The sequence below is a fragment of the uncultured Dialister sp. genome, assembly GCF_937959425.1.
Taxonomy (GTDB): domain Bacteria; phylum Bacillota; class Negativicutes; order Veillonellales; family Dialisteraceae; genus Dialister.
In genome coordinates this window covers 1-21,209 of the sequence record NZ_CALGPS010000199.1, presented here as the reverse complement: position 1 = coordinate 21,209, position 21,209 = coordinate 1, and the positions used below count along the sequence as shown (strand labels likewise).

Annotated in this window: 9 protein-coding genes; 8 read left to right on the top strand and 1 reads right to left on the bottom strand. The window is 53.8% G+C overall.

All coding sequences use genetic code 11. The features are described from left to right. The first annotated feature begins 1,070 nt into the window (after positions 1 to 1,070). Positions 1,071 to 5,618: a glutamate synthase large subunit gene (gene gltB, locus Q0482_RS08485; RefSeq protein WP_299145441.1), complete on the top strand. Its 4,548-nt coding sequence runs from the start codon at positions 1,071 to 1,073 to the stop codon at positions 5,616 to 5,618. Positions 5,619 to 6,926: 1,308 nt separating this feature from the next. Here gltB and Q0482_RS08480 read toward each other — a convergent pair. After that, positions 6,927 to 8,000, bottom strand: coding sequence for a 3-dehydroquinate synthase family protein (locus tag Q0482_RS08480; RefSeq protein WP_299145439.1), 1,074 nt, complete (start codon positions 7,998 to 8,000; stop codon positions 6,927 to 6,929). 272 nt (positions 8,001 to 8,272) lie between these two features. On the opposite strand from Q0482_RS08480, the gene Q0482_RS08475 reads away from it, so the two are divergent. The 7 genes from Q0482_RS08475 to metA all read left to right on the top strand — a co-directional run bounded on the left by Q0482_RS08475 (position 8,273) and on the right by metA (position 20,818). Next, positions 8,273 to 8,857 (top strand): helix-turn-helix domain-containing protein, encoded by a 585-nt coding sequence (locus Q0482_RS08475; protein WP_299145437.1) that lies wholly within the window; start codon positions 8,273 to 8,275, stop codon positions 8,855 to 8,857. A 620-nt stretch (positions 8,858 to 9,477) separates the two neighbouring features. Beyond that, positions 9,478 to 11,115, top strand: coding sequence for an N-6 DNA methylase (locus tag Q0482_RS08470; RefSeq protein ID WP_299145435.1), 1,638 nt, complete (start codon positions 9,478 to 9,480; stop codon positions 11,113 to 11,115). Beyond that, on the top strand, positions 11,102 to 12,232 hold the full coding sequence (locus Q0482_RS08465; RefSeq protein WP_299145433.1) for a restriction endonuclease subunit S: 1,131 nt from the start codon (positions 11,102 to 11,104) through the stop codon (positions 12,230 to 12,232). Before Q0482_RS08470 ends, Q0482_RS08465 begins: the two co-directional genes overlap by 14 nt. A gap of 17 nt (positions 12,233 to 12,249) precedes the next feature. Continuing rightward, entirely contained in the window at positions 12,250 to 15,411 is a 3,162-nt protein-coding gene (locus tag Q0482_RS08460; protein WP_299145431.1) for an HsdR family type I site-specific deoxyribonuclease, read from the top strand. 859 nt (positions 15,412 to 16,270) lie between these two features. Further along, positions 16,271 to 18,013 carry an ammonium transporter gene (locus tag Q0482_RS08455; protein WP_366517994.1) on the top strand — a complete coding sequence of 581 codons (1,743 nt, stop codon included), beginning with the start codon at positions 16,271 to 16,273 and terminating at the stop codon, positions 18,011 to 18,013. Between the two features lie 243 nt (positions 18,014 to 18,256). Continuing rightward, positions 18,257 to 18,436, top strand: coding sequence for a hypothetical protein (locus tag Q0482_RS08450; protein ID WP_299145428.1), 180 nt, complete (start codon positions 18,257 to 18,259; stop codon positions 18,434 to 18,436). Positions 18,437 to 19,870: 1,434 nt separating this feature from the next. Continuing rightward, entirely contained in the window at positions 19,871 to 20,818 is a 948-nt protein-coding gene (metA, locus tag Q0482_RS08445) for a homoserine O-succinyltransferase (protein ID WP_299145426.1), read from the top strand. The last annotated feature ends 391 nt before the right edge of the window (positions 20,819 to 21,209 follow it).

Below are 21,209 nucleotides of genomic sequence, written 5' to 3'. Positions count from 1 at the left end.
TTTGGTGGCTGCGCCACCACCTTCCCCCCGCAAGCGGGGGGACAATAAAAGGGGCTGAACCCTCTGCCCCCTCACGCCCCGGCGTGTCCATGAACCTTTTCCCCCACAGCCCTTCTATGCAACCTGCAGGCCCCCTTTGGTGGCTGCGCCACCACCTTCCCCCCGCAAGCGGGGGGACAATAAAAGGGGCCGAACCTTCTGCCCCCTCACGCCCCGGGCGTGTCCATGAACCTTTTTCCTCAACCCTTCGACACAACCTGCCGCCGACAGGCGGTCCCAACCTGCGGCGTCAGCCGCCACCACAACCCTCGGCCCCACAGGGACCGTCAAACCAAAGAACCCTTGGGCCGTAGGCCCATCAATCTTAAGAACCTTTTCCCGTTTGCGGGCCCTACAGGCCCGCCCCCCCTTTTGGTGCCTGCGGCACCACCTTTCCCCCTGTTCAGGGGGCACTATGGGTGCTGAACAGTGTGCCACATACGACAATGCATGAAAGCATAGAGAGGTTTATTCTGCCCCCCCTGAATAGGGGTGGCAAGGGGAAGCGAGAAATATAGAGAGGCCTTCCTTTTAGTAGGCTGACCAATCGAAAGGCAGCGCCCTGCAGGGAGATTTCTCGGCTCCCTTTCACTAGCTCCATCGTAAGGCAGGATTCAAACCGGCTTGTACCACCGCTCGAAATGACGGGGGGCCATAGTGGCACAAATGCAAGCCCCGTAACGCTGACTTTATATTGCGCCCATAGGGCGCCACCACAACCCTCGGGCCAGGGGCCCGTCAAACCTAAGAACCTTTTTCCTTTTACGGGCCCTACAGGCCCGCCCCCCTTTGGTGCTAACGCACCACCTTCCCCCCGCAAGCGGTGGGACAATAAGTGAGGGGGAGGGAACCCTCTGCACCCGGAGCGTTCCGCGCTCCACTAGCCACTATCCCACCAGCTCATGAATTCCCTATTTACCTCACTTTACTACAGTGCTATAATACAAAATACAACTAAAGTTTTCCGAAGCCGGACGATGCAGCCTTTTTGCTGCGTGTCCGGCTTTTTGTTTCGACGGGAGGCGTGGAGTATGGGAGAGATATGGAGAGATTTACCGAAGCCCCAGGGGCTGTATGATCCGAGGAATGAGCATGATGCCTGCGGCATCGGTTTTGTGGCGAATATCAAGGGCAAGCGGTCTTACGGGATCGTGGATGATGCGCTGAAGATTCTGGAGAATCTGAAGCACCGCGGCGGGGAAGGCGCGGACCAGAAGAGCGGCGACGGCGCAGGGATACTGACCCAGATTCCCCATGAGTTCTTCCAGCGGGAGTGCGAGGTGCTGGGATTTCATCTGCCGCCGGAGGGAGAGTACGGGGTAGGCATGATTTTTGCCCACCGGTACCGTGATTTCCGGGAGGAGCAGAAGCGGATTTTTGAGGAAATCGTGAAGGAGGAAGGCCAGACGGTGCTGGGTTGGCGGGAGGTGCCTATCGATGAAAGCCTCATCGGCGAGGAGGCCCGGCGCATCCGTCCCCATTTCCTGCAGGTATTTATCGGACGGAATCCGGAGCTTTCGGAGTCCATGGATTTTGAGCGGAAGCTCTACATTATCCGGCGGCGGGCGGAGAAGAAAATCATCCCCCTGTCCGAAGGCATGGGCACGGATTTCTACATTGCCAGTCTGTCGTCCCGCACCATTGTGTACAAGGGCATGCTTACCAGCGACCAGATGCGCCATTTCTATCTGGATTTGTCGGATCTGGATTTCAAGACTGCCATGGCCATGGTTCATTCCCGGTTCAGCACGAATACTTTCCCCAGCTGGGCCAGGGCCCATCCGAACCGCTACATCGTGCACAACGGGGAAATCAATACCATCCAGGGAAATATCAACTGGCTGAATGCCCGGGAGAGCAAGTCCAGGCCTTCGGACTATCCGGAGCTGGCCCGGGCTTTCCCGGTGGTGGACGTGACGGGCAGCGACTCCGCCATGTTTGATAACTGCCTGGAGTATCTCCACATGGCCGGCCATTCCATGGCCCACGCCATGATGGTGATGATACCGGAACCCTGGGAGAAGGATCCCTCCATGAGCCAGGAGAAAAAGGATTTCTACCGGTACCACAATTTCATGATGGAACCCTGGGACGGGCCGGCGGCCATTTGCTTCTGCGACGGCATCACCATCGGCGGCATGCTGGACAGGAACGGCCTGCGCCCCGCCCGCTACTACGTGATGAAGGACGACCGGGTGATTCTGTCCTCCGAAGTGGGCTCCGTGCCAGTGAACCAGGAGGATGTGCTCTACAAAGGCCGCCTGGAACCGGGGAAGATTTTCCTCATCGACACCTCCCAGCAGCGCATTGTGGGAGACGAGGAAATCAAGCACAACATGGCCAAGGCCCATCCCTACGGCACCTGGTGCAAAGAGCACATCCTTGACCTGAAGGATCTGCCGAAGGAGGAAATGGAAAAGCCCGCCCCTGCCCGGCTGGAGGAAGAGCAGCGGGCCTTCGGCTACACCCAGGAGGACATGCGGGACATGATTATCCCCATGGCCCAGACAGGAAAAGATCCCGTCGGCGCCATGGGCATGGATTCGCCCCTCCCCGTGCTGTCGGAGAGGCCCCGGCTCCTGTACGACTATTTCCAGCAGAACTTCGCCCAGGTGACGAACCCGCCTATTGACGCCATCCGTGAAAAAATCGTCACCTCCTCCACGGTGTATGTGGGCAACATGGCCAACATTATGGATCCCGACGAGAAGGGCACCGCCGCCCTGGCCATGGACCGGCCCATTCTCACCAATGAGGAAATGGAAGCGGTGAAACATCTTCAGGACGACCGTCTCCGGCCGGTGGTGCTTTCCCTTCTCTATCCCGAAGGGAAGGGGGAAATGGAGAAAGCACTGGAAGCGCTCTTTGCCAAATCCCTGGAAGCGGTGAAGAAGGGGCACAATATCCTCATCCTCTCCGACAGGGGCGTGGACAGGGAGCACCTGGCCATCCCCGCCCTGCTGGCCTCCTCAGGCCTTCACAATTTCCTCATCCGGGAAAAAGTGCGGCCGGACGTAGGCATTATCCTGGAGTCCGGCGAACCTCGGGAAGTGCACCATTTCTGCACTCTCATCGGCTACGGCGCCACCGCCATCAACCCCTACCTGGCCCTGGACACGGCCCGGGATCTGGCGGCAAAGGGAAGGCTGGGGAATGTGACGGAGGAAGAAGCGCTTCAAAATTACATGGACGCAGCGGTGAAGGGCATCCTCTCCGTCATGTCCAAAATGGGCATTTCCACCGTGAAGAGCTACCACGGCGCCCAGATTTTTGAAGCCGTAGGCATCGGCAGAGAAGTGGCAGATACCTATTTCGGACACACCGCCTCCCCCGTAGGCGGCCTGGGCATGGCGGACATGGAAGAAGAAAACCGCCGCCGCCATGAAGAAGCCTATGGCAGGAAGAAAGGCCTTCCGGCAGGGGACGTTTTCAAATACCGCAGAAACGGCGACGAACCCCACATCCTGTCTGCAGAAGCCATCCGCCTCCTCCAGCAGGCCTGCCGCACTGGAAGCTACGAACTTTACAAAGTGTATGCGAAAAAGGTGAATGAGCCCCTCATCCGCCTCCGGGACCTTCTGGACTTCACCTATCCCGCCGGCTGCAGCATTCCCATCGAAGAAGTGGAAAGCACGGACTCCCTCATCCGCCACTTCCGCACCGGCGCCATGAGCTATGGCGCCTTGAGCAAAGAAGCCCACGAATGCATTGCCAAAGCCATGAACGCCCTCCACAGCCGCAGCAACACCGGCGAAGGGGGCGAAGACGCAGAGCGGTTCGAACCCCTCCCCGACGGCAGCAGCATTAACGATGAAATCAAACAGGTATCCACCGCCCGCTTCGGTGTCACGGGGAACTACCTGGTTCACGGTTCGGAAATCCAGATCAAGTGCGCCCAGGGTGCTAAACCGGGCGAAGGAGGCCACCTCCCGGGCAGCAAAGTGGATCCCGCCATCGCCCGCACCCGCCGCTCCACACCCGGCGTATCCCTGATTTCCCCGCCGCCCCATCATGACGTATACTCCATCGAAGACCTGGCGGAGCTCATCTTTGACCTGAAAAACGCCAACCCCAGAGCGGAAATCAACGTGAAACTCACCGCCGGCAGCGGCGTAGGCACCATTGCCGCAGGCGTAGTCAAAGCCAAGGCCGACGGTATCACCATCAGCGGATACGACGGCGGCACCGGCGCCTCCCCCAGAACCAGCATGCGCCATGCAGGGCTCCCCTGGGAAATCGGACTCTCCGAAGTGCAGCAGGTACTCCTTCTGAACCAGCTTCGCGACCGGGTGAAACTGGAAACGGACGGCAAACTTTTGACCGGCCGGGACGTGGCCATCGCTGCCCTTCTGGGGGCTGAACTCTTCAGCTTCTGCACCGGCCCCCTCATCGCCCTGGGCTGCCAGATGTACCGCGTCTGCAACAGGAATACCTGCCCTATGGGCATCTGCACCCAGAATGAAAAACTGAGGAAACGGTTTACCGGCAAACCGGAATACGTGGAAAACTTCATGCGCTTCGTGGCCGAAGACCTCCGGGAAATCATGGCCCGCCTGGGCTTCCACACCCTGGAAGAAATGGTAGGAAGAAACGACCGTCTCAAACAGAAAGGCCTCACCGGAAACCCCAAGGCAGACACACTGAACCTGGACGCCCTCCTCTTCCGCCCCTATACTGATATTTCCGTGGGACACCATTTCATGAAAAAACAGGACCATGAAATGGAAAAGACCCTGGACATGGCCAAACTGGTACGCATGTGCAAACCCGCCCTGGACGAAGGAAAACCGGTACGGGCCAAACTCTTCATCAAAAACACCAACCGCGTCACCGGTACCATCGTAGGCAGTGAGATTTCCAGAAGGTACGGAGAAAAAGGACTGCCGGAAGACACCATCCGCCTCTCCTTCGCCGGATCCGCCGGACAGAGCTTCGGCGCCTTCATCCCCAAAGGCCTCACCCTCACACTGGAAGGCGACGCCAACGACTACGCCGGCAAAGGCCTCTCCGGCGGCAAAATCATCATCTATCCACCTAAAGAAGCCACATTCAAAGCAGAAGACAACGTCATCATCGGCAACGTAGCCTTCTTCGGAGCCACCGGCGGCAAAGCCTTCGTCTCCGGAAGGGCCGGCGAACGGTTCTGCGTCAGAAACAGCGGCGCTACCGTGGTGGTGGAAGGCGTAGGCAACCACGGCCTCGAATACATGACCGGCGGCAAAGCCGTCATCCTCGGCAGGACCGGCCTCAACCTGGCAGCCGGCATGTCCGGCGGTATCGCCTACGTAGTAGACCTGGACGAAAGACTGGTAAACCACGAAATGGTTCATGTCGAACCGCTGGATAACCCGGAAGAAGCGGAAGAAGTCAGGAAACTCATCGAAGAACACTACATCTGCACCAGAAGCGAAAGAGCCGAAGAAATCCTGGCCCAGTGGAACCGCTTCCTCCCCCGCATCAGCCGCATCATCCCCAAGGACTACGAAGCCATGGAAGCCGAAATCCGCCGCCTCATGAAACAGGGGAAGACAAGAGAAGAAGCGGAAAAAGAAGCCTTTGAAGAAAAATTTGGGAAGTGACAGGGGATAGACATCAGACTTCAGACGTCAGACATCTGACTTCCCGCCGCCTCGCCGGTCATCCTGAGCACAGTGAAGGATCTCGGTACGTGCCGATAGTGAGGTAAAGACAGGTAAATACCGGTAAATACCGGTCGGCGGGAAGGAAATCCCGTAATGTAAGGCTCCTTCCGCTGGAAGGAGCTGGGGGGCAGGGCTGAGGATAGGCCTTTGCGGAGCAAAGGCGCCACCGTCAGGCGGCAATCCACAACCTTCAGCGGCCAAAGGCCGCCGTCAAACTTCAGAACCCTCCGGCCATAGGCCGGTCAAACTTAAGAACCTCTTCCACAACCTGCGGTCCCTACGGGCCCGTCCCCCTTTGGTGCCTGCGGCACCACCTTTCCCCCTGTTCAGGGGGCACTATGGGCGCTGAACAGTGTGCCACATATGACACTGCAGGAAAGCGTAGAGAGGACTATTCTCCCCCCTGAATAGGGGGGAGTCCGGCGCAGCCGGATAGGGGGTGGCCACGATAGTGGCCAATTTCAGCAGAATGATGAACATAGAAATGACACAAATAACTTTATTGGCACAAACTCTTGCGTCCCCTTGAGGCGGAGACCCTGCATAGGGGTCTCCGAGTCAGTCGAAGTTGGCCCTTAGCCTGCCCATAAAAGGGCCTTCCTTTTGTCTGGCTGACCGGTGAAGAGGGCCACGAAGTGGCGAAGGGGTGCACAATGGCACATGACGAAATGATACTCTACGCTGATGGAGCCCGCCGCCGTCAGGCGGCATATATAATCATTGCCGCTTCGCGGCAATCCACAACCCTCGGGCCCAAAGGGCCCGTCAAACTTCAGAACCCTAAGAACCTTCGCCCCCCCTTTTGGTGGCTGCGCCACCACCTTCCTCCCGCAGGCGTTGGGACAACAGGGGAGAGAGAGAACCCTCTGAACCCTTGATCGGGATCGGGGGAGCTGGCTTTCTCCCCCCCACAAACTTGCCCACCCCCGCATGCGGGGGTGGGGGGACCACGAAGTGGTGGAAGGGGGAGGCGAGCGAAGCGAGCCCATGCCGCCTTTGGCGGCATAAAAACTTATTGCCGCGAAGCGGCAATCCACACCCCTCGGGCCCAAAGGGCCCGTCAAACTTCAGAACCCTAAGAACCTTCGCCCCCTTTGGTGGCTGCGCCACCACCTTCCTCCCGCAGGCGGTGGGACAACAGGGGGGGGAGAGAACCCTTTGAACCCTCACGCCCACAAGGCGAAGCCACACGGGGCCAATCAAAAAGACGAATCTGCCAATCCGCAGATTCGTCTTTTTGATTTCCTATTTCAGGAACTGGCCCAGCTCCTTCACCGGCATGGTGTAGAGGAAGCCCTTTCCGATTTCCTTGATCAGGGTGATCTGGATTACATCGCCCTTGATTTTTTTATCGTGCTTCACCGCCTCGTAGAGAATGTCATAGGGAATGGTGGTGCTGGTAGGCAGGGACAGGGATTTCAGCACGTACTCCAGCCGGGAGGTGGTGCCCCTCTTGGTGAGGCCTTCCAGCTCCGAACGGCGGGTGATGAGGTACATACCAATGGCCGTGGCCTCGCCGTGGGTGATTTCTGCGTCATTATACCGAAGGCACCGCTCGATGGCGCCGCCGATGGTGTGGCCGAAGTCCAGAATCCGGCGCTCTCCTTTGGAGAAAGGATCTATTTCCACATAGTGGGCCTTGATGGTGCAGCAGCGGCGGATGATTTCCGGCAGCACCCGGTAAATATCCATGTCCGACGACACCTGTTCGAAAAGCTCAAACAGCGCCTTGTCCGCCACACAGCCCAGCTTCACCGCTTCCCCCAGACCGTTGTGGAAATAGCGGCGGGGCAGGGTCTTCGCCATGCCGGGGTCGATGAAAACCGCCTTGGGCTGGTAGAAGGTGCCTACCACATTTTTCCCGGCGGGTATATCCAGATCCAGGGTGATTTTCCCGCCGATGGAACTGCCGATCTGGGACAGCACGGACGTGGGGAACTGGATATAAGAAATGCCGCGGTGGTACGTGGCTGCCGTGAAGCCGGTAATATCGCCCACCACCCGGCCGCCCAGAGCCACCAGGGCATCACTGGAACCAAGGCCGAAATCCACCAGAGCGCCGTACACCCGGCGCACAATGCCCAGGGTGCGGGACTTCTCACTGGAAGGCACCACGATCATCTGGGTGCGCACCCCTGCATCCTCCAGGGATTTCACAAGACTCATGCCGTAGAGCTTGTCAATGCCGTCCTCCGTAATGACAGCCACCTTCTCGGCGCCTGTCAGGTCACGGATCGCCGGCCCTGCCTTCCGCACCAGCCCTGAATCGATGAGGATGTCGTAGGAGTCCTTCCCCAGGTTAATATGAATTTTATCCATATCCAAATCACCTCTTTCAAATGGTCTTCCTTTATTTCTATTATACATCACATACCATGGAAATGGATATTTCAAAAATCCTTCCCCTGTTTCAGTCCAAAAAGGAAAAGGCCCCTGCCCTTCTGCCTAAGGGCGCCCCTCCTTCCTGCCGGCCCTGTAAGAAGAAAAAAGGAAATTGCAGGCTGCGACGCAGAACTTGAGTTCGATTTCTATTTCATCTATGCTGAAACCAGCCGCGGAAATACAAAAGGCATGCCGGAAACGGACAGCAGATGAAAAAGGAAAATCATTATGAAGAAGAAAAGAAATGGATTCAGGAAGCCCGGCAGGGAGACAAAGAGGCCATGATGCGCCTCCTTAAGAAATATGAACCCCTCCTCCGGAAACTGGTGGCAGGGGAAACCAGACTGGACTGGGAAGACCTGCTCCAGGACCTCACCCTGGCCTTCATTAAAGGCGTCAAAGCCTACGACAGCGCCAAAGGCGTGTACTTCGCCTACTACATACGCCGCCTCCTGTACTGGAAAAAAGGGGACATCATCAAAACCGCAGCCAAACGGTTCAGAAGCGAAGTCCACTCCCTGGAAGGACTGGAAGACATCCCCGATGAAAGGGCGCCCCTGAAAATGGACCCCATGGAAGCGGTGCGGAAAATCGCCGACAGCCTCCCCTTCACGCCGGAGGACCGGGAACTCCTCGCCGCCATCCTCCGGGGAGACAGCTGGCAGGCCATCACCGGCCGCACCGGCATGAGCCGCGCCACCTACTACCGTGCCAGAGCCCGCCTCTTCGCCTGCCTTCGGAAAGAAAAAGACCGGTTCCGGGATATGGTGGAAGGGGACGACGAGAAAGGGTAGACGTCAGGCTTCCCGCCGACCCCTTGCCGCTGGGCAGACGGAATGCTTTGAAAAATAGTATAATGGAGAAAAATGATGGGTTATGAAAACATAACGCGTCATGCGGCAAGCGCGAGCCCCAAGCGCCCAAAAGAAAAAGGCATGAAATCCGCTGGTATGGGAACTCTCGAAATCCCGGTTCGCGGAAACCACGCCGATTCGTGCGGCCATCAGGGGACCGCTTGACCATACTGTCGTTTCCCTTGTGGGAAGCGTGGATTGAAATAGGGAACAGGACTGGTAATTCTTCCATGTTTTGACGTCGCTTCCCTCACGGGAAGCGTGGATTGCAACACTTCCGGAGAAATGGCGGATAGCCGTCCTAATCGGCCCTTCCCTTGTTGAGAGATGTGGCTTGCAAAAACTTCCTGGAGCTCTAACCATAGAGCTTCAGGAAGTTTTTGCTTGTGCAGAAGAAAACATAATCTATTGCAGGCCGGAATACATTGTGACGTTTCACAAAAGTGTGGGAGGCCTTTTTATTTTGCCATATACTGTCATGGGGATATTGTATAATATAAAAGGAAAAGTGGTTTGATTTGGAAAGCTATGAGATTCGATGATATGAAGAGGTGCAGGATATGGCACGAGCTGTTAAGAAAGATAAAGAAGTATCTCTGGAAACGGTTTTATGGAACTGCCGGGTGGCGCTCCGCGGCGTAGGAAGCACGGAGAAAAACAGGGATGCCGTGATTTCCCTGGTGTTCCTGAAATTTGCAGGCGATAAGTTTGAGAAGAGGTACGAAGCGCTGAAGAAGTCCTATGGCAATGATAAAGGACTTTTCAATATCCTCAAGGAGAAGCCGGCTTCCTATAATTCGGATAATGTTTTTTATCTGAATGAAACATCAAGGTGGCCCTATATCGTGGCCCATGCCGGTGACAATGATATCGCTGTCATTCTGGATAAAGCCATGGCAGACATTGAAAGACTGAATCCTTCCGTGCGCGGCGCCCTGTCCGCACGGGATAAGGATGGCAATCCCATCTATACGTTCTTTGCCACCCTGGGCGCCAGCAATACGAAGCTGAAGGACTTAATCGATAACGTCAATAAAATCGACGCCAAGCAATTTAAGGAAGAAGACCTCATCGGCCGGGTCTATGAATATTTTCTTCGCATCTATGCAGCTTCCGGCACCAAGGAGGACGGAGAATTCTATACACCTTCATCAGTGGTAAAACTCATTGCAGAGCTCATCGAACCCTACAGCGGCGTCGTGTATGACCCCTGCTGTGGCAGCGGCGGCATGTTTGTGCAGTCCATGAAATTTGTGGACCGGCATAAGGGAAACAGGAACCAGGTGTCCATCATAGGGCAGGAAAGCAAACCGGACACCTGGCGCCTGTGCAAAATGAATCTGGCTATCCGTGGCATTTCCCATAATCTGGGCGAAAAGAGCGCCTCTACCTTTACCGAAGATCTCCACAAGTACAGGAAGGTGGACTACGTTATGGCCAACCCGCCCTTTAACCTGAAAGGGTGGCGCGGGGAGGACGAGCTCACCGATGATCCACGCTTCAAGGGCTATGGCGGTGTCATGCCGCCGGTGGCCAATGCGAATTATGCCTGGATAGAGCACATCATTTCCAAGCTGGACGTAATGCACGGTATTGCGGGATTCCTTCTGGCCAACGGTGCACTGAATGCCGGCGGCGATGAGCAGATCATCCGGAAATCCATTCTGGAAAAGGACCGGGTGGAAGCCATTATCGTGCTGCCAAGGGATATGTTCTACACCACCGATATTTCTGTCACCCTCTGGATTATTAACATGAACAAGAAGGCGGGAGAAGTGCACGGACGGCCGGTGCGGGACCGGAGCCATGAAGTCCTTTTCATGGACCTTCGCACCTGGAACCAGAATGTAGATGAAATCGTCATCGACAAGGGCAAGAAAAAGAAAAAAACCACCCTGACCGATGAGCAGATTCGCCGGGTGAAGGAAATCTATAACCACTGGCAGTCACCGGACCGGTCCCTCTATCAGGACGTGCCGGAACTGTGCCGCTCTGTAACCCTGGATGAAATCCGGTCCAAGGACTACTCCCTAGCGCCCAGCAAGTATATCCAATTCATCGACCATGACCTGGACATCGACTACCCGAAGGAAATGGCCCGCATCCGGCAGGAAATGAAGGAACTGATGAAGAAAGAAAAGCAGTCCCAGTCCATGCTGGAGGAAGCATTCAGGGGGATCGGCTATGGCATTGACTAAGTATAGGCTGGGAGATTTGATATATGAAATTGATAGAAAAAATTCAGATCAAAAATATGGATTGAGGTCGGTTAGAGGTATTTCAAATAATAAGGAAATAACTCAAACAAAAGCATCAGTAACAAATGACGTGATATCCAAATTTTATGTCATTAAACCCGAAGAGTTTATATATAATCCACGTACTACACGAATGGGTGACAAGGTTGGACTGGGATTTAATAACACTAAAGAAACACTGCTCTTTTCATTCAATAACATAGCATTTGGGATAAAGAGCGAAGCGAAGTGTATTTTGATTCCACAATATCTTTACATGTATTATAACAGACCAGAATTTGATAGATATGCGATTATAAATTCATGGGGAAGTGCTACTGAACTTTTCACGTTTAAAGAAATGTGTGACATTGAAATCAATCTCCCTCCCCTGGCTGTACAGCAGAAGTATGTGGCCATCTATGAAGCCCTCCTGGCCAATCAGAAGAGCTATGAAGAGGGGCTGGATGATTTGAAAACAACTGTGGATGCTATCTTAGATAAAGAAAAGTCTTTATCAGATAAGGTGCCTGTAGGTGACTTGCTTGAAGAAGTTGACCAGAGAAATGAAGATGGTTCTATCACCGATGTTCAGGGGATTAATATCACAAAGCAGTTCATGCCTTCTGTAGCGAATACAATGGGAGTTAACCTTAAACGATATAAAGTGGTTAAAGAAGGACAATTTGCCTATAGCGGTATGCAGACGGGAAGGGACAGATGCATCAGAATTGCTTTATTACAAAAAAGTGCACCCGTCATTGTTTCGCCGGCCTATACTGTACTGCAGACAAAGTCCATTCGTGTAATTCCTGAATATATTATGATGTGGTTTTCCCGCCATGAAAGTGACCGGAGAGGCTGGTTCATGAGCGATTCAAGTATTCGTTCAAATCTGGATTTAGACCGATTTTATGAAACTAAAATTCCACTTCCGGATATCAGGAAGCAGAAAGCGATTTCCGATATATATTCCGCCTATGTGGACCGAAGGGCTATCAGCGACCGTTTGAAAGAAGAAATCAAGAGTATATGTCCCGTATTAATCAAGGGCTCCCTGGAGGAAGGGGAAGGCTGAGGAAAGGGGATGGGCACATGGATTATCATTTCGAGAGGGGAAAGTTTGAGGAAAAGGACCTGGAAGAGGCCATTATTTCCCTTTTCCGGCAGCAGGGCTATGAGTATACCTACGGAGATACCATTCACCGCAGGTATGAGGATGTGCTGCTGGAGGAGGATTTCCGGACTTTCCTAAGCCGCCGGTATGGGGAAAAACACCTCAGCGACGGAGAGATGAAGAAGATTTTCAACATGCTGGCCCTGATTCCGCCTGTGCCGCTGTATCATGCCAGCCGGCAGGCTTTCCATCTGGTGACAGAGGGCTTTGACCTGGTGCGTGACAGGCCAGGGGAGGTGGCTCTTCATATTGATTTTCTGGATTTCGACCATCCGGATAACAATATCTTCCGGGTGGTGAACCAGTATTCCGTGCTGGGAGAGCACCTGCGCCGCCCGGACCTGCTCCTTTTCCTCAATGGCATTCCTGTAGGCATTTTTGAGTTCAAGTCTGCCATAGAGGAAGGGAAAACCATTTATGACGGATGGAAGCAGATTTCCATCCGGTACCGGCGGGATATTCCCAATCTTCTGAAGTTCTGTTTCCTATCGGTTATCTGCGACGGGGCGAATACCAGGCTGGGCAGTATTTTTACGCCCTATCCCTTTTACTATGCCTGGAATAAGGTGAATGAGGAGGAGACCGTTGCCCATGGTATCAGCTCCCTCATGACCATGATTGAAGGGGCCTTTGCCAGGGACCGTATATTGAAAATCCTGCGGGATTTCATCTTTTATCCGGACAACAGCGACAAGGATGAGGTCATCGTGTGCCGGTATCCTCAGTTTTTCGGCGCGGAGAAAATGGCGGCCAGCATTAAAAAGCATATGCGGCCTGCGGGAGACGGGAAGGGCGGTACCTATTTCGGCGCCACCGGCTGCGGTAAGACCTATACCATGCTTTTCCTGTCCCGGCTGCTTATGCTTCGAGATGCGGAAACTTTCAGGAATCCCACCATCATTCTTCTGGAGGACCGGGATGATCTGGATACCCAGACGTCGGAGCTTTTTACGACGGCCAAGACCTATCTGCACCAGAGTGATGTGAGGAGTATAGAAAGCAGGGATGACCTGGAAAAGACGCTCAGGGACAAGCCCAGCGGCGGTGTCTATATCACCACGATCCAGAAGTTCTGTGAAAGCACGGGCCTGCTGTCGGACCGGAGCAATATCATCTGCCTGTCCGATGAGGCGCACCGCACCCAGACCAATACAGGCTCCCGGCTGAAGAAAACGGATAAGGGTGTGTACACCACTTTTGGATTTGCCAAATATCTGCGGGACAGCTTTCCCCATGCGGTGTACTGCGGATTTACCGGAACGCCTATCGATGAGACGGTGGCTGTTTTCGGTGATGTGGTGGACAGCTACACCATGAAGGAATCCAGTGATGATGGCATCACGGTACGCATTGCCTATGAGCCCCGGCTGGCCAGGGTGCTTCTTTCCGATGAACAGGCCAGGGATATTGAGAAGTATTATGAGAAATGCATAGAGGAAGGGGCGAATCCTTCGCAGGTGGAGGAAAGCAAGCGGGCCATGAGTACCATGGCAGCCATACTGGGCCATCCGGAGCGAATCAAAAAGATGGCGGCGGATATTGTCACCCACTATGAAGCGCTCTGCGCGGAGAAGCCGGAGGTGGTGCAGAAGGCCATGATTGTGTGCGCCGACAGGCAGAACGGGTTAAAGCTGCTGAAAGCCATCGAACAGCTGCGGCCGGAGTGGGCGGTGCCCCATAAATCTGAGAATGAAGAAAAACTGGACCGGGAAGCGCTGGATAAACTGGTGGCTCTTCCGAAAATCAATCTGGTGGCTACCCGCGGTGAAGACGATGAGAAGGAACTGTTTGACCGCTGCGGCACGAAGGAGTACCGCAAAATGCTGGAAAAGCAGTTTAAAAACACAGATTCCAATTTCAAAATCGCCATCGTGGTGGATATGTGGATTACCGGCTTTGACTGCCCTTCTCTTTCTGTCATGTATATCGACAAGCCCCTCAGAAAGCACACCCTGATACAGACGATTTCCAGAGTGAACCGTGTATTTGAAGGGAAAGACCGGGGTCTGGTGGTGGACTATATCGGCATCAAACGGGATATGGCGGAGGCAGTGAAACAGTACGGCAGCCTTCAGGAAAATCCTATCGACGAGCTTCCGGTTTCCTTATCCATTTTCAGGAATCATCTGGCCATGATAGGGGACCTGCTTTCCCGTTTCGACGCATCCCGCTTTTATAAGGGAACTCCGCTGGAAAGGCTTGTCTGCCTGAATGAAGCGGCGGAATATGTGCAGTTCTCCAGGGATAGGCAGACCCGCTTTATGGGCCTGTCACGGCGACTGAAGGGAGCTTACCAGATCTGCTTCCCTTCCGGTGAGCTGACGGATCAGGAAACCGCAGAGGCTCAGTTCTATCTGGCCATCCGCTCCATTATTTACAAAGAGACCCGTGGAGATGCACCGGATGCGGAAATCATGAACCGGGCAGTGGAAGGCATGGTAAGGGATGCCATCACCTGCACCGGTATTGAGAATATTGTGGATGAGCAGAAATCGGTGGATATATTCAGCGATGCATTCCTTGAAGAACTGAAAAAGGTGAAGCTGCCTATCACGAAATTCAATGCCCTCCTGAAGCTCCTGAAAAAGGCTATTACCTCCTATGGTCGGACAAATAAAGTCAAATCCATCGAATTTGCGGAAAGACTGAGGAAGGTGGTGGATGCCTATAACAGCCGGGATAAATTGGTCTTTACCAGTGAAGTGGTATCGGATTTCGTAAACGACCTCTCAGATCAGCTCATTTCCATCATGAAGGATTTACAGAAGGATAAGGTGTCCTTTGAAAAGATGGGGATTACCTTCGAGGAAAAGGCGTTTTATGACATCCTTGTGAAGGTACGGGATGACCATGGCTTCCCCTATGCCGATGACAAATGCATCCTGCTGGCCAGGAAAATCAAGGAACTGGTGGATGATAAAGCTCAGTACGCAGACTGGTCCACCAAGGATGATATCAAAAACCAGCTGAATATGGACCTCACCGTTCTTCTCTACAAAAACGGCTATCCGCCTGAATGGGATGATGAAGTGTTTGAAAAAGTGCTGGAACAGGCGGAGAACTTTAAGAAACATGAGTAAAGGGCGGCATGGTTGCAGGGAATGTCTAGGGAAGCGAAAAGGAGTATGTGAAAAAGTGCCAGGAGAGTGTGATTACTTGTGATATTCCCACTATTATGGGCGGTTTGGTAGGCATTTATAATGCTCGCTTGTTTTTGTCTGTGCTTTGCCAAAATTGTTTTAAGAAAATATTGTTATGCTTACATATGAACCTGGCTCAGAAGTCTCTTGCAGGACCTCTGTCTTCCAAAGGAAGGAGGCTTTTAATTTGCGCCCGCAGGGCGCCACTACAACCCTCAGGCCCGAAGGGCTTGTCAAACTTCAGAACCCTTTCCATCGTAGCATACGGGCCCTTCGGGCCCGTCCCCCTTTGGTGCCTTCGGCACCACCTTCCCACCCGCAAGCGGGGGGACAATGAGGGGAGAGGCCGAATCCTCTGAACCTTTTATACAACCCCCGGGTCCTGCCCCCTTTGGTGCCTTCGGCACCACCTTCCCGCCCGCAGGTGGGGGGACAATGAGGGGAGGGCCGCAGGCGGGGCAATAAAGTTTGTCAGCTGTCCCGTACTCATATTTCTGAAATTTCCCTCTTGACGTTTTTTAAATGCTATTGTATCCTATGTACATAACAAAGGACCGCAAGGTCACAAGTACATATTTTTTGACAAGGATGTCTGATAGTGAATGGTTCACATCAGGCTTTTTCTTTTGGACAAGGGAGCCCGGAAATGTTTTCCGGGCTCTTTCGCTTTTCATAAGGAGGGCCGCCGTTCATGGTCAGGCATCTTTTTCAGGAGGGAGTGGGTTTTATGAAAAAAATGGAAGCCGTATTGCGAAAGTGGCCTCTGCTTCTGGCAGCGCTGGCCACGCCGGCGGTGGCTATGGCCGCGGAGCCGGAGGGCAGGTATTCGTCGGTGGATACGATCTGGGTGCTTTTAGGGGCTATCCTGGTGTATTTCATGCAGCCGGGGTTCGCCATGGTGGAGACGGGGCTGACCCGGGCGAAGAACGCAGGCAACATCGTCATGAAGAATTTCATGGATTTTGCCCTTGGCACTGTGGTGTTCTGGTTCCTTGGCTTCGGCCTCATGTTTGGCGAGGATATCGGCGGCATCATCGGTACGCCGGATCTCTTTGTCACTCATTTCCAGGTGCCCGATGATGCAGGTTATACCTCCATGGCATACCTCTTCTTCCAGACTGTGTTCTGTGCAACTTCCGCTACCATCGTTTCCGGCGCCATGGCAGAACGGACGAAGTTCTCCGCTTACTGCGTGTACTCCGTTATTATTTCCCTTCTGATTTACCCCATTTCCGGTCACTGGATCTGGGGCGGCGGCTGGCTTGCGGAAATGGGATTCCATGATTTCGCCGGCTCCACCTGTGTCCATCTGGTTGGCGGCGTATGTGCCTTCGTCGGTGCATGGCTCCTGGGACCCAGAATCGGCAAGTACAATAAGGATGGCAGCGTGAACGCCATCCCCGGCCACAGCATTACCCTTGCCTGCCTGGGCATGTTCATCCTGTGGATGGGCTGGTTCGGATTCAACGGCGGCTCCACCGTTTCCATGACCGGTGACAAGACCATCGAATCCGCCGGTCATATCATGATTACTACAAACCTGGCCGCAGCGGTAGCAGCCTGCACCACTATGATTGTGACCTGGGTGAAATACGGCAAGCCCGATGTGTCCATGACACTGAACGGCGGCCTGGCAGGCCTGGTGGCTATTACCGCCGGCTGCGACACCGTCACCGTTCCCGGCTCCTTCTTCATCGGCCTCATTGCCGGCGTATTCATTGTTTATGCTGTTGAATTCATTGACCAGAAATTGAAAATCGATGACCCCGTAGGTGCCATTGCAGCCCACGGCGGCTGCGGCGCTCTGGGCACCATCCTTACCGGTTTCTTCTCCGAATCCGATGGTCTCCTCTACACCGGGGATCCCCATTACCTCTTCGTCCAGATTCTGGGCGTTGTGGCAGTAGCTGTTTACGTATTCATTGCCATTAACATTGTATTCCGTATCATCCGTGCCACCATCGGCCTCCGCGTCAGCGAAGCAGAGGAAATCAACGGCCTGGACTTCGAAGAACACGGCCTGGCCTCCGCTTATGCAGATTTCATGATGGTTCCGAAAACAGCAGAAGAAAAGATCGAAGCCGGCAAGGCTCCGAAGAATGCGGTAGAAATTCCTATGGATAAGGAAATACCGGAAACGGTGGTACCAAAGGAACCGCCGGCTGACGGTCACCGCCTCTACTGCGTCACCATCATTACTTCCGACAAGCGTTTTGAAATCCTGAAAACCGCCATGGAAGCCATCGGCATTACCGGCATGACCGTGACGAAAGCCCTGGGCTTCGGCCTTGAAAAGGGTCAGACCCAGATGTATCGCGGCGCTGCGGTTTCCGCCAAACTTCTTCCGAAGGTTCGTGTGGATATGGTCGTATCCAAGATTTCCCCAAGAACTGTCATCGAAGTGGCCAAGAAAGCCCTTTACACCGGCAAGTACGGCGACGGCAAAGTCTTCGTCACCACCGTGGACAATGCAGTCAAGATCCGCACCGGCGAAGAAGGCTACGATGCCCTCCAGGACTATCCTATCGAAGAAGACAAATAATGATGCAACGCAAAGAGCTGCGCTTTGGCGCAGCTCTTTTTGCGTGGAAAGGGGGAAAAGGGAAATAAAGGTATACTTATTCATGAAATCAAAGGAATCGCCCTTTTTCACAGACTTATTCACAATCTGTTTATAACTTCAAAATGAGAATGGGAAATATAGAAAACAAGGGGAGGGATAGGGGATGTCTACCATAGATATACACAGAAAACTGTGAATACCTGTGAACAAGTGCGGGTAAAAGTGGAAAACAGAGGAAAAGCAGGTAGAAAATATGGGCTTTTAGAGGGAAATCAGGTTATCCACAGAAGGAAAATCTGTGAATTCACTTTTCACAGGACGCAGCGGGAAGAGAAAAAAGAAGGAAAAGATTTCGTCAAGAGAAGGTCAATCGGTTCAAATCCTGTAAAAAATAGAGAATAGAGGAGAATAGGGAAGAAAATAGAATCCCTACCCTGTCCGTATCCGATGGAAAGAAAGATATAAATATAAGAATAGGCCCCCTCTCTTTTGAGAAAAGGAGCTTCTTAAAATGTATACGCTATATGGTTCTTCACAATTTCACAGGGGAGATAGTGAACTAGTGTACTAGTGAGACAGTGAGACAGTGAGACAGTGGGACAGCTATCCGCTATCCGATGTCGGCTTTCCGCTATCCGCCTGGCACCGTCATTCTGAACGCAGTGAAGAATCTTGGTGAGTACCGCTAATGGCTCCTGCTAGCTCACTAGTCCACTAAAGAATACCGACTGGCGGGAAGACGGCAGACTGTCAGATTTCCGCTATCGGCTGTCGGCTTTCCGTTGTCCGCTGGGCCAGAGGGTTCTTACGTTTGACAGACGCTTCGCGTCTGAGGGTTGTGGTATCGCCTGACGGTGATAAGTATATGCTGCCCGGGGCAGCGAAAACCACACAACGCCCTGACGGGCGATAGAAAAGCGTCCCCCCTTTGGTGCCTGCGGCACCACCTTTCCCCGCGAGCGGAGCGAGCCATGCCGCCGACAGGCGGCATTAAAAACTTATTGCCGAGAAGCGGCAATCCACAACCCTCGGGCCATAGGCCCGTCAAACCTAAGAACCTTAAGAACCTTTTTCATCACAATTCACGGGCCCTATGGGCCCGCCCCCTTTGGTGCCTGACGGCACCACCTTTCCCCCTGTTCAGGGGGCACTATGGGCGCTGAACAGTGTGCCACATATGACAATGCAGGGAAGCATAGAGAGGTTTATTCTGCCCCCTGAATAGGGGGGAAGTCCGGCGCAGCCGGATAGGGGGTGGCCGCCAAAGGCGGCCAATCATAGTAATGTGAATCTTGATGATGAATCCAAAGGTACAAGTCGAATCCAGCCAGTTGCTAACTGCCATTTCCTCTACGCGTAGCGGCTCCTTTCCGCCAACAGGCGGCATTAAAAACTTATTGCCGCGAAGCGGCAATCCACAACCCTCGGGCCGTAGGCCCGTCAAACCTAAGAACCCTCACGCCCAAAGGGCGTGTCCATGAACCCTCTGCACCCGGGCCGCCAAAGGGGGCCCTATTGACATTTACCAAAGGACAGTTTAAAATAGCTATAATTTCAAAGAAGCAGGGAAGAGAAGAGTACCGGTGCAGGAATGGCAAAGAGAGCCCCGTTTGGTGGGAAGGGGCGCAGGAGAGCACGGGGAAGATGGCCTCTGAGCTTGATATGCTGAATGGTGAAGCAGTCCGGGAGTCTCCCGATACAGAGACAGGGTATCAAGGCATGGCCGGCGTACCTGCAGAGGCTTTTCCGGTGACGGAAAGGCGAAATTGGGTGGTAACACGAGTATCTCGTCCCTTAGGGGGACGAGATTTTTTTATTGCACAGGGAGGTTTTATTTTGCCGATTAAAATTGCAGACGGACTGGATGCCATTACGGAACTGAAGAAGGAAGGCATCGTAACCATCGGGGAGAAAAGGGCCAGGACACAGGATATTCGTCCTTTGAAAATCCTGATCCTGAACCTTATGCCCATTAAGAAACCGACGGAGGTGCAGCTTCTCCGCCTTCTGGGCGATACGCCGCTGCAGCTGGATGTGGATTTCGCCCGCATCGCTTCCAGGGAGACCACCCATACGGACCGGTCCTACCTGGATGAAAACTACCTTACCTTTGATGATATCAAGGACAGAAAATACGACGGCTTCATCATTACCGGAGCGCCGGTGGAAAAAATGCCCTACGAAGAGGTGGACTACTGGCCGGAAATGCTGAAATATTTCAACTGGGCTGACACCCACGTATTCTCCACCCTCCATTTCTGCTGGGCTGCCCAGGCAGGGCTCTACCGGGACTACGGCGTGGAAAAGAGAATCCTTCCAAGGAAACTCTTCGGCATTTACCAGTACAATCTCACCCTTGCCTACCATCCCCTCCTCCGGGGCTTCGATGACCGCTATTTCATCCCCCAGTCCCGCCATACATCCATTGATGACAGGAAAGTGGACGCCACGCCGGAACTCACCGTCCTTTCCCGGTCCGAGGAAAACGGGATCAACATCATTTCCGACAAAGAATCCCGCCGCATTTTCGTGCTGGGCCACTTCGAATACGACCTTCGCACCCTGGAATGGGAGTACAAGAGGGACCGGGAAAAGGGGCTTCCCATCCGTCTGCCGGAAAATTACTATCCCTACGACGATCCCCAGGAGAAACCAAGATTCGTGTGGTGCAGCTACGCCCACCTTTTCTACCACAACTGGCTGAACTTCGTGTACCAGGAAACCCCCTACAGCCTGGACAACCTTATGCCCTTCAATGTGCATAATCCGCTCCATGGGAATTAGCGGGCTGGTGATCTAGTGATCTAGTGAGCTGGTGTACTGGTGAGACAGTGGGACAGTGAGACAGCTATCGGCTATCCGCTGTCGGCTATCCGTTATCCGCAGTGGGCTGGGCGGTATTCCTGCCTGGTACCGTCATTCTGAACGCAGTGAAGAATCTCGGTACGTGGCGTAAGTGAGACAAAGGCTGGTAAATACCGACCGGCGGGAAGACGTCAGACAGTCAAAATTCCGCTATCCGCTGTCGGCTGTCCGCTATCCGCCTGGCACCGTCATTCTGAACGCAGTGAAGAATCTTGGTACGTGGCGTAAGTGAGACAAAGGCCGGTAAATGCCAGTCGGCGGGAAGACGTCAGACAGTCAAAATTCCGCTATCCGCTGTCGGCTGTCCGCT

Bases quoted from the DNA above. Each gene is read 5' to 3' on its own strand.
- gltB (WP_299145441.1), top strand. From the start codon at position 1,071: ATGGGAGAGATATGGAGAGATTTACCGAAGCCCCAGGGGCTGTATGAT.
- Q0482_RS08480 (WP_299145439.1), bottom strand. From the start codon at position 8,000: ATGGATAAAATTCATATTAACCTGGGGAAGGACTCCTACGACATCCTC.
- Q0482_RS08475 (WP_299145437.1), top strand. From the start codon at position 8,273: ATGAAAAAGGAAAATCATTATGAAGAAGAAAAGAAATGGATTCAGGAA.
- Q0482_RS08470 (WP_299145435.1), top strand. From the start codon at position 9,478: ATGGCACGAGCTGTTAAGAAAGATAAAGAAGTATCTCTGGAAACGGTT.
- Q0482_RS08465 (WP_299145433.1), top strand. From the start codon at position 11,102: ATGGCATTGACTAAGTATAGGCTGGGAGATTTGATATATGAAATTGAT.
- Q0482_RS08460 (WP_299145431.1), top strand. From the start codon at position 12,250: ATGGATTATCATTTCGAGAGGGGAAAGTTTGAGGAAAAGGACCTGGAA.
- Q0482_RS08455 (WP_366517994.1), top strand. From the start codon at position 16,271: ATGGCCGCGGAGCCGGAGGGCAGGTATTCGTCGGTGGATACGATCTGG.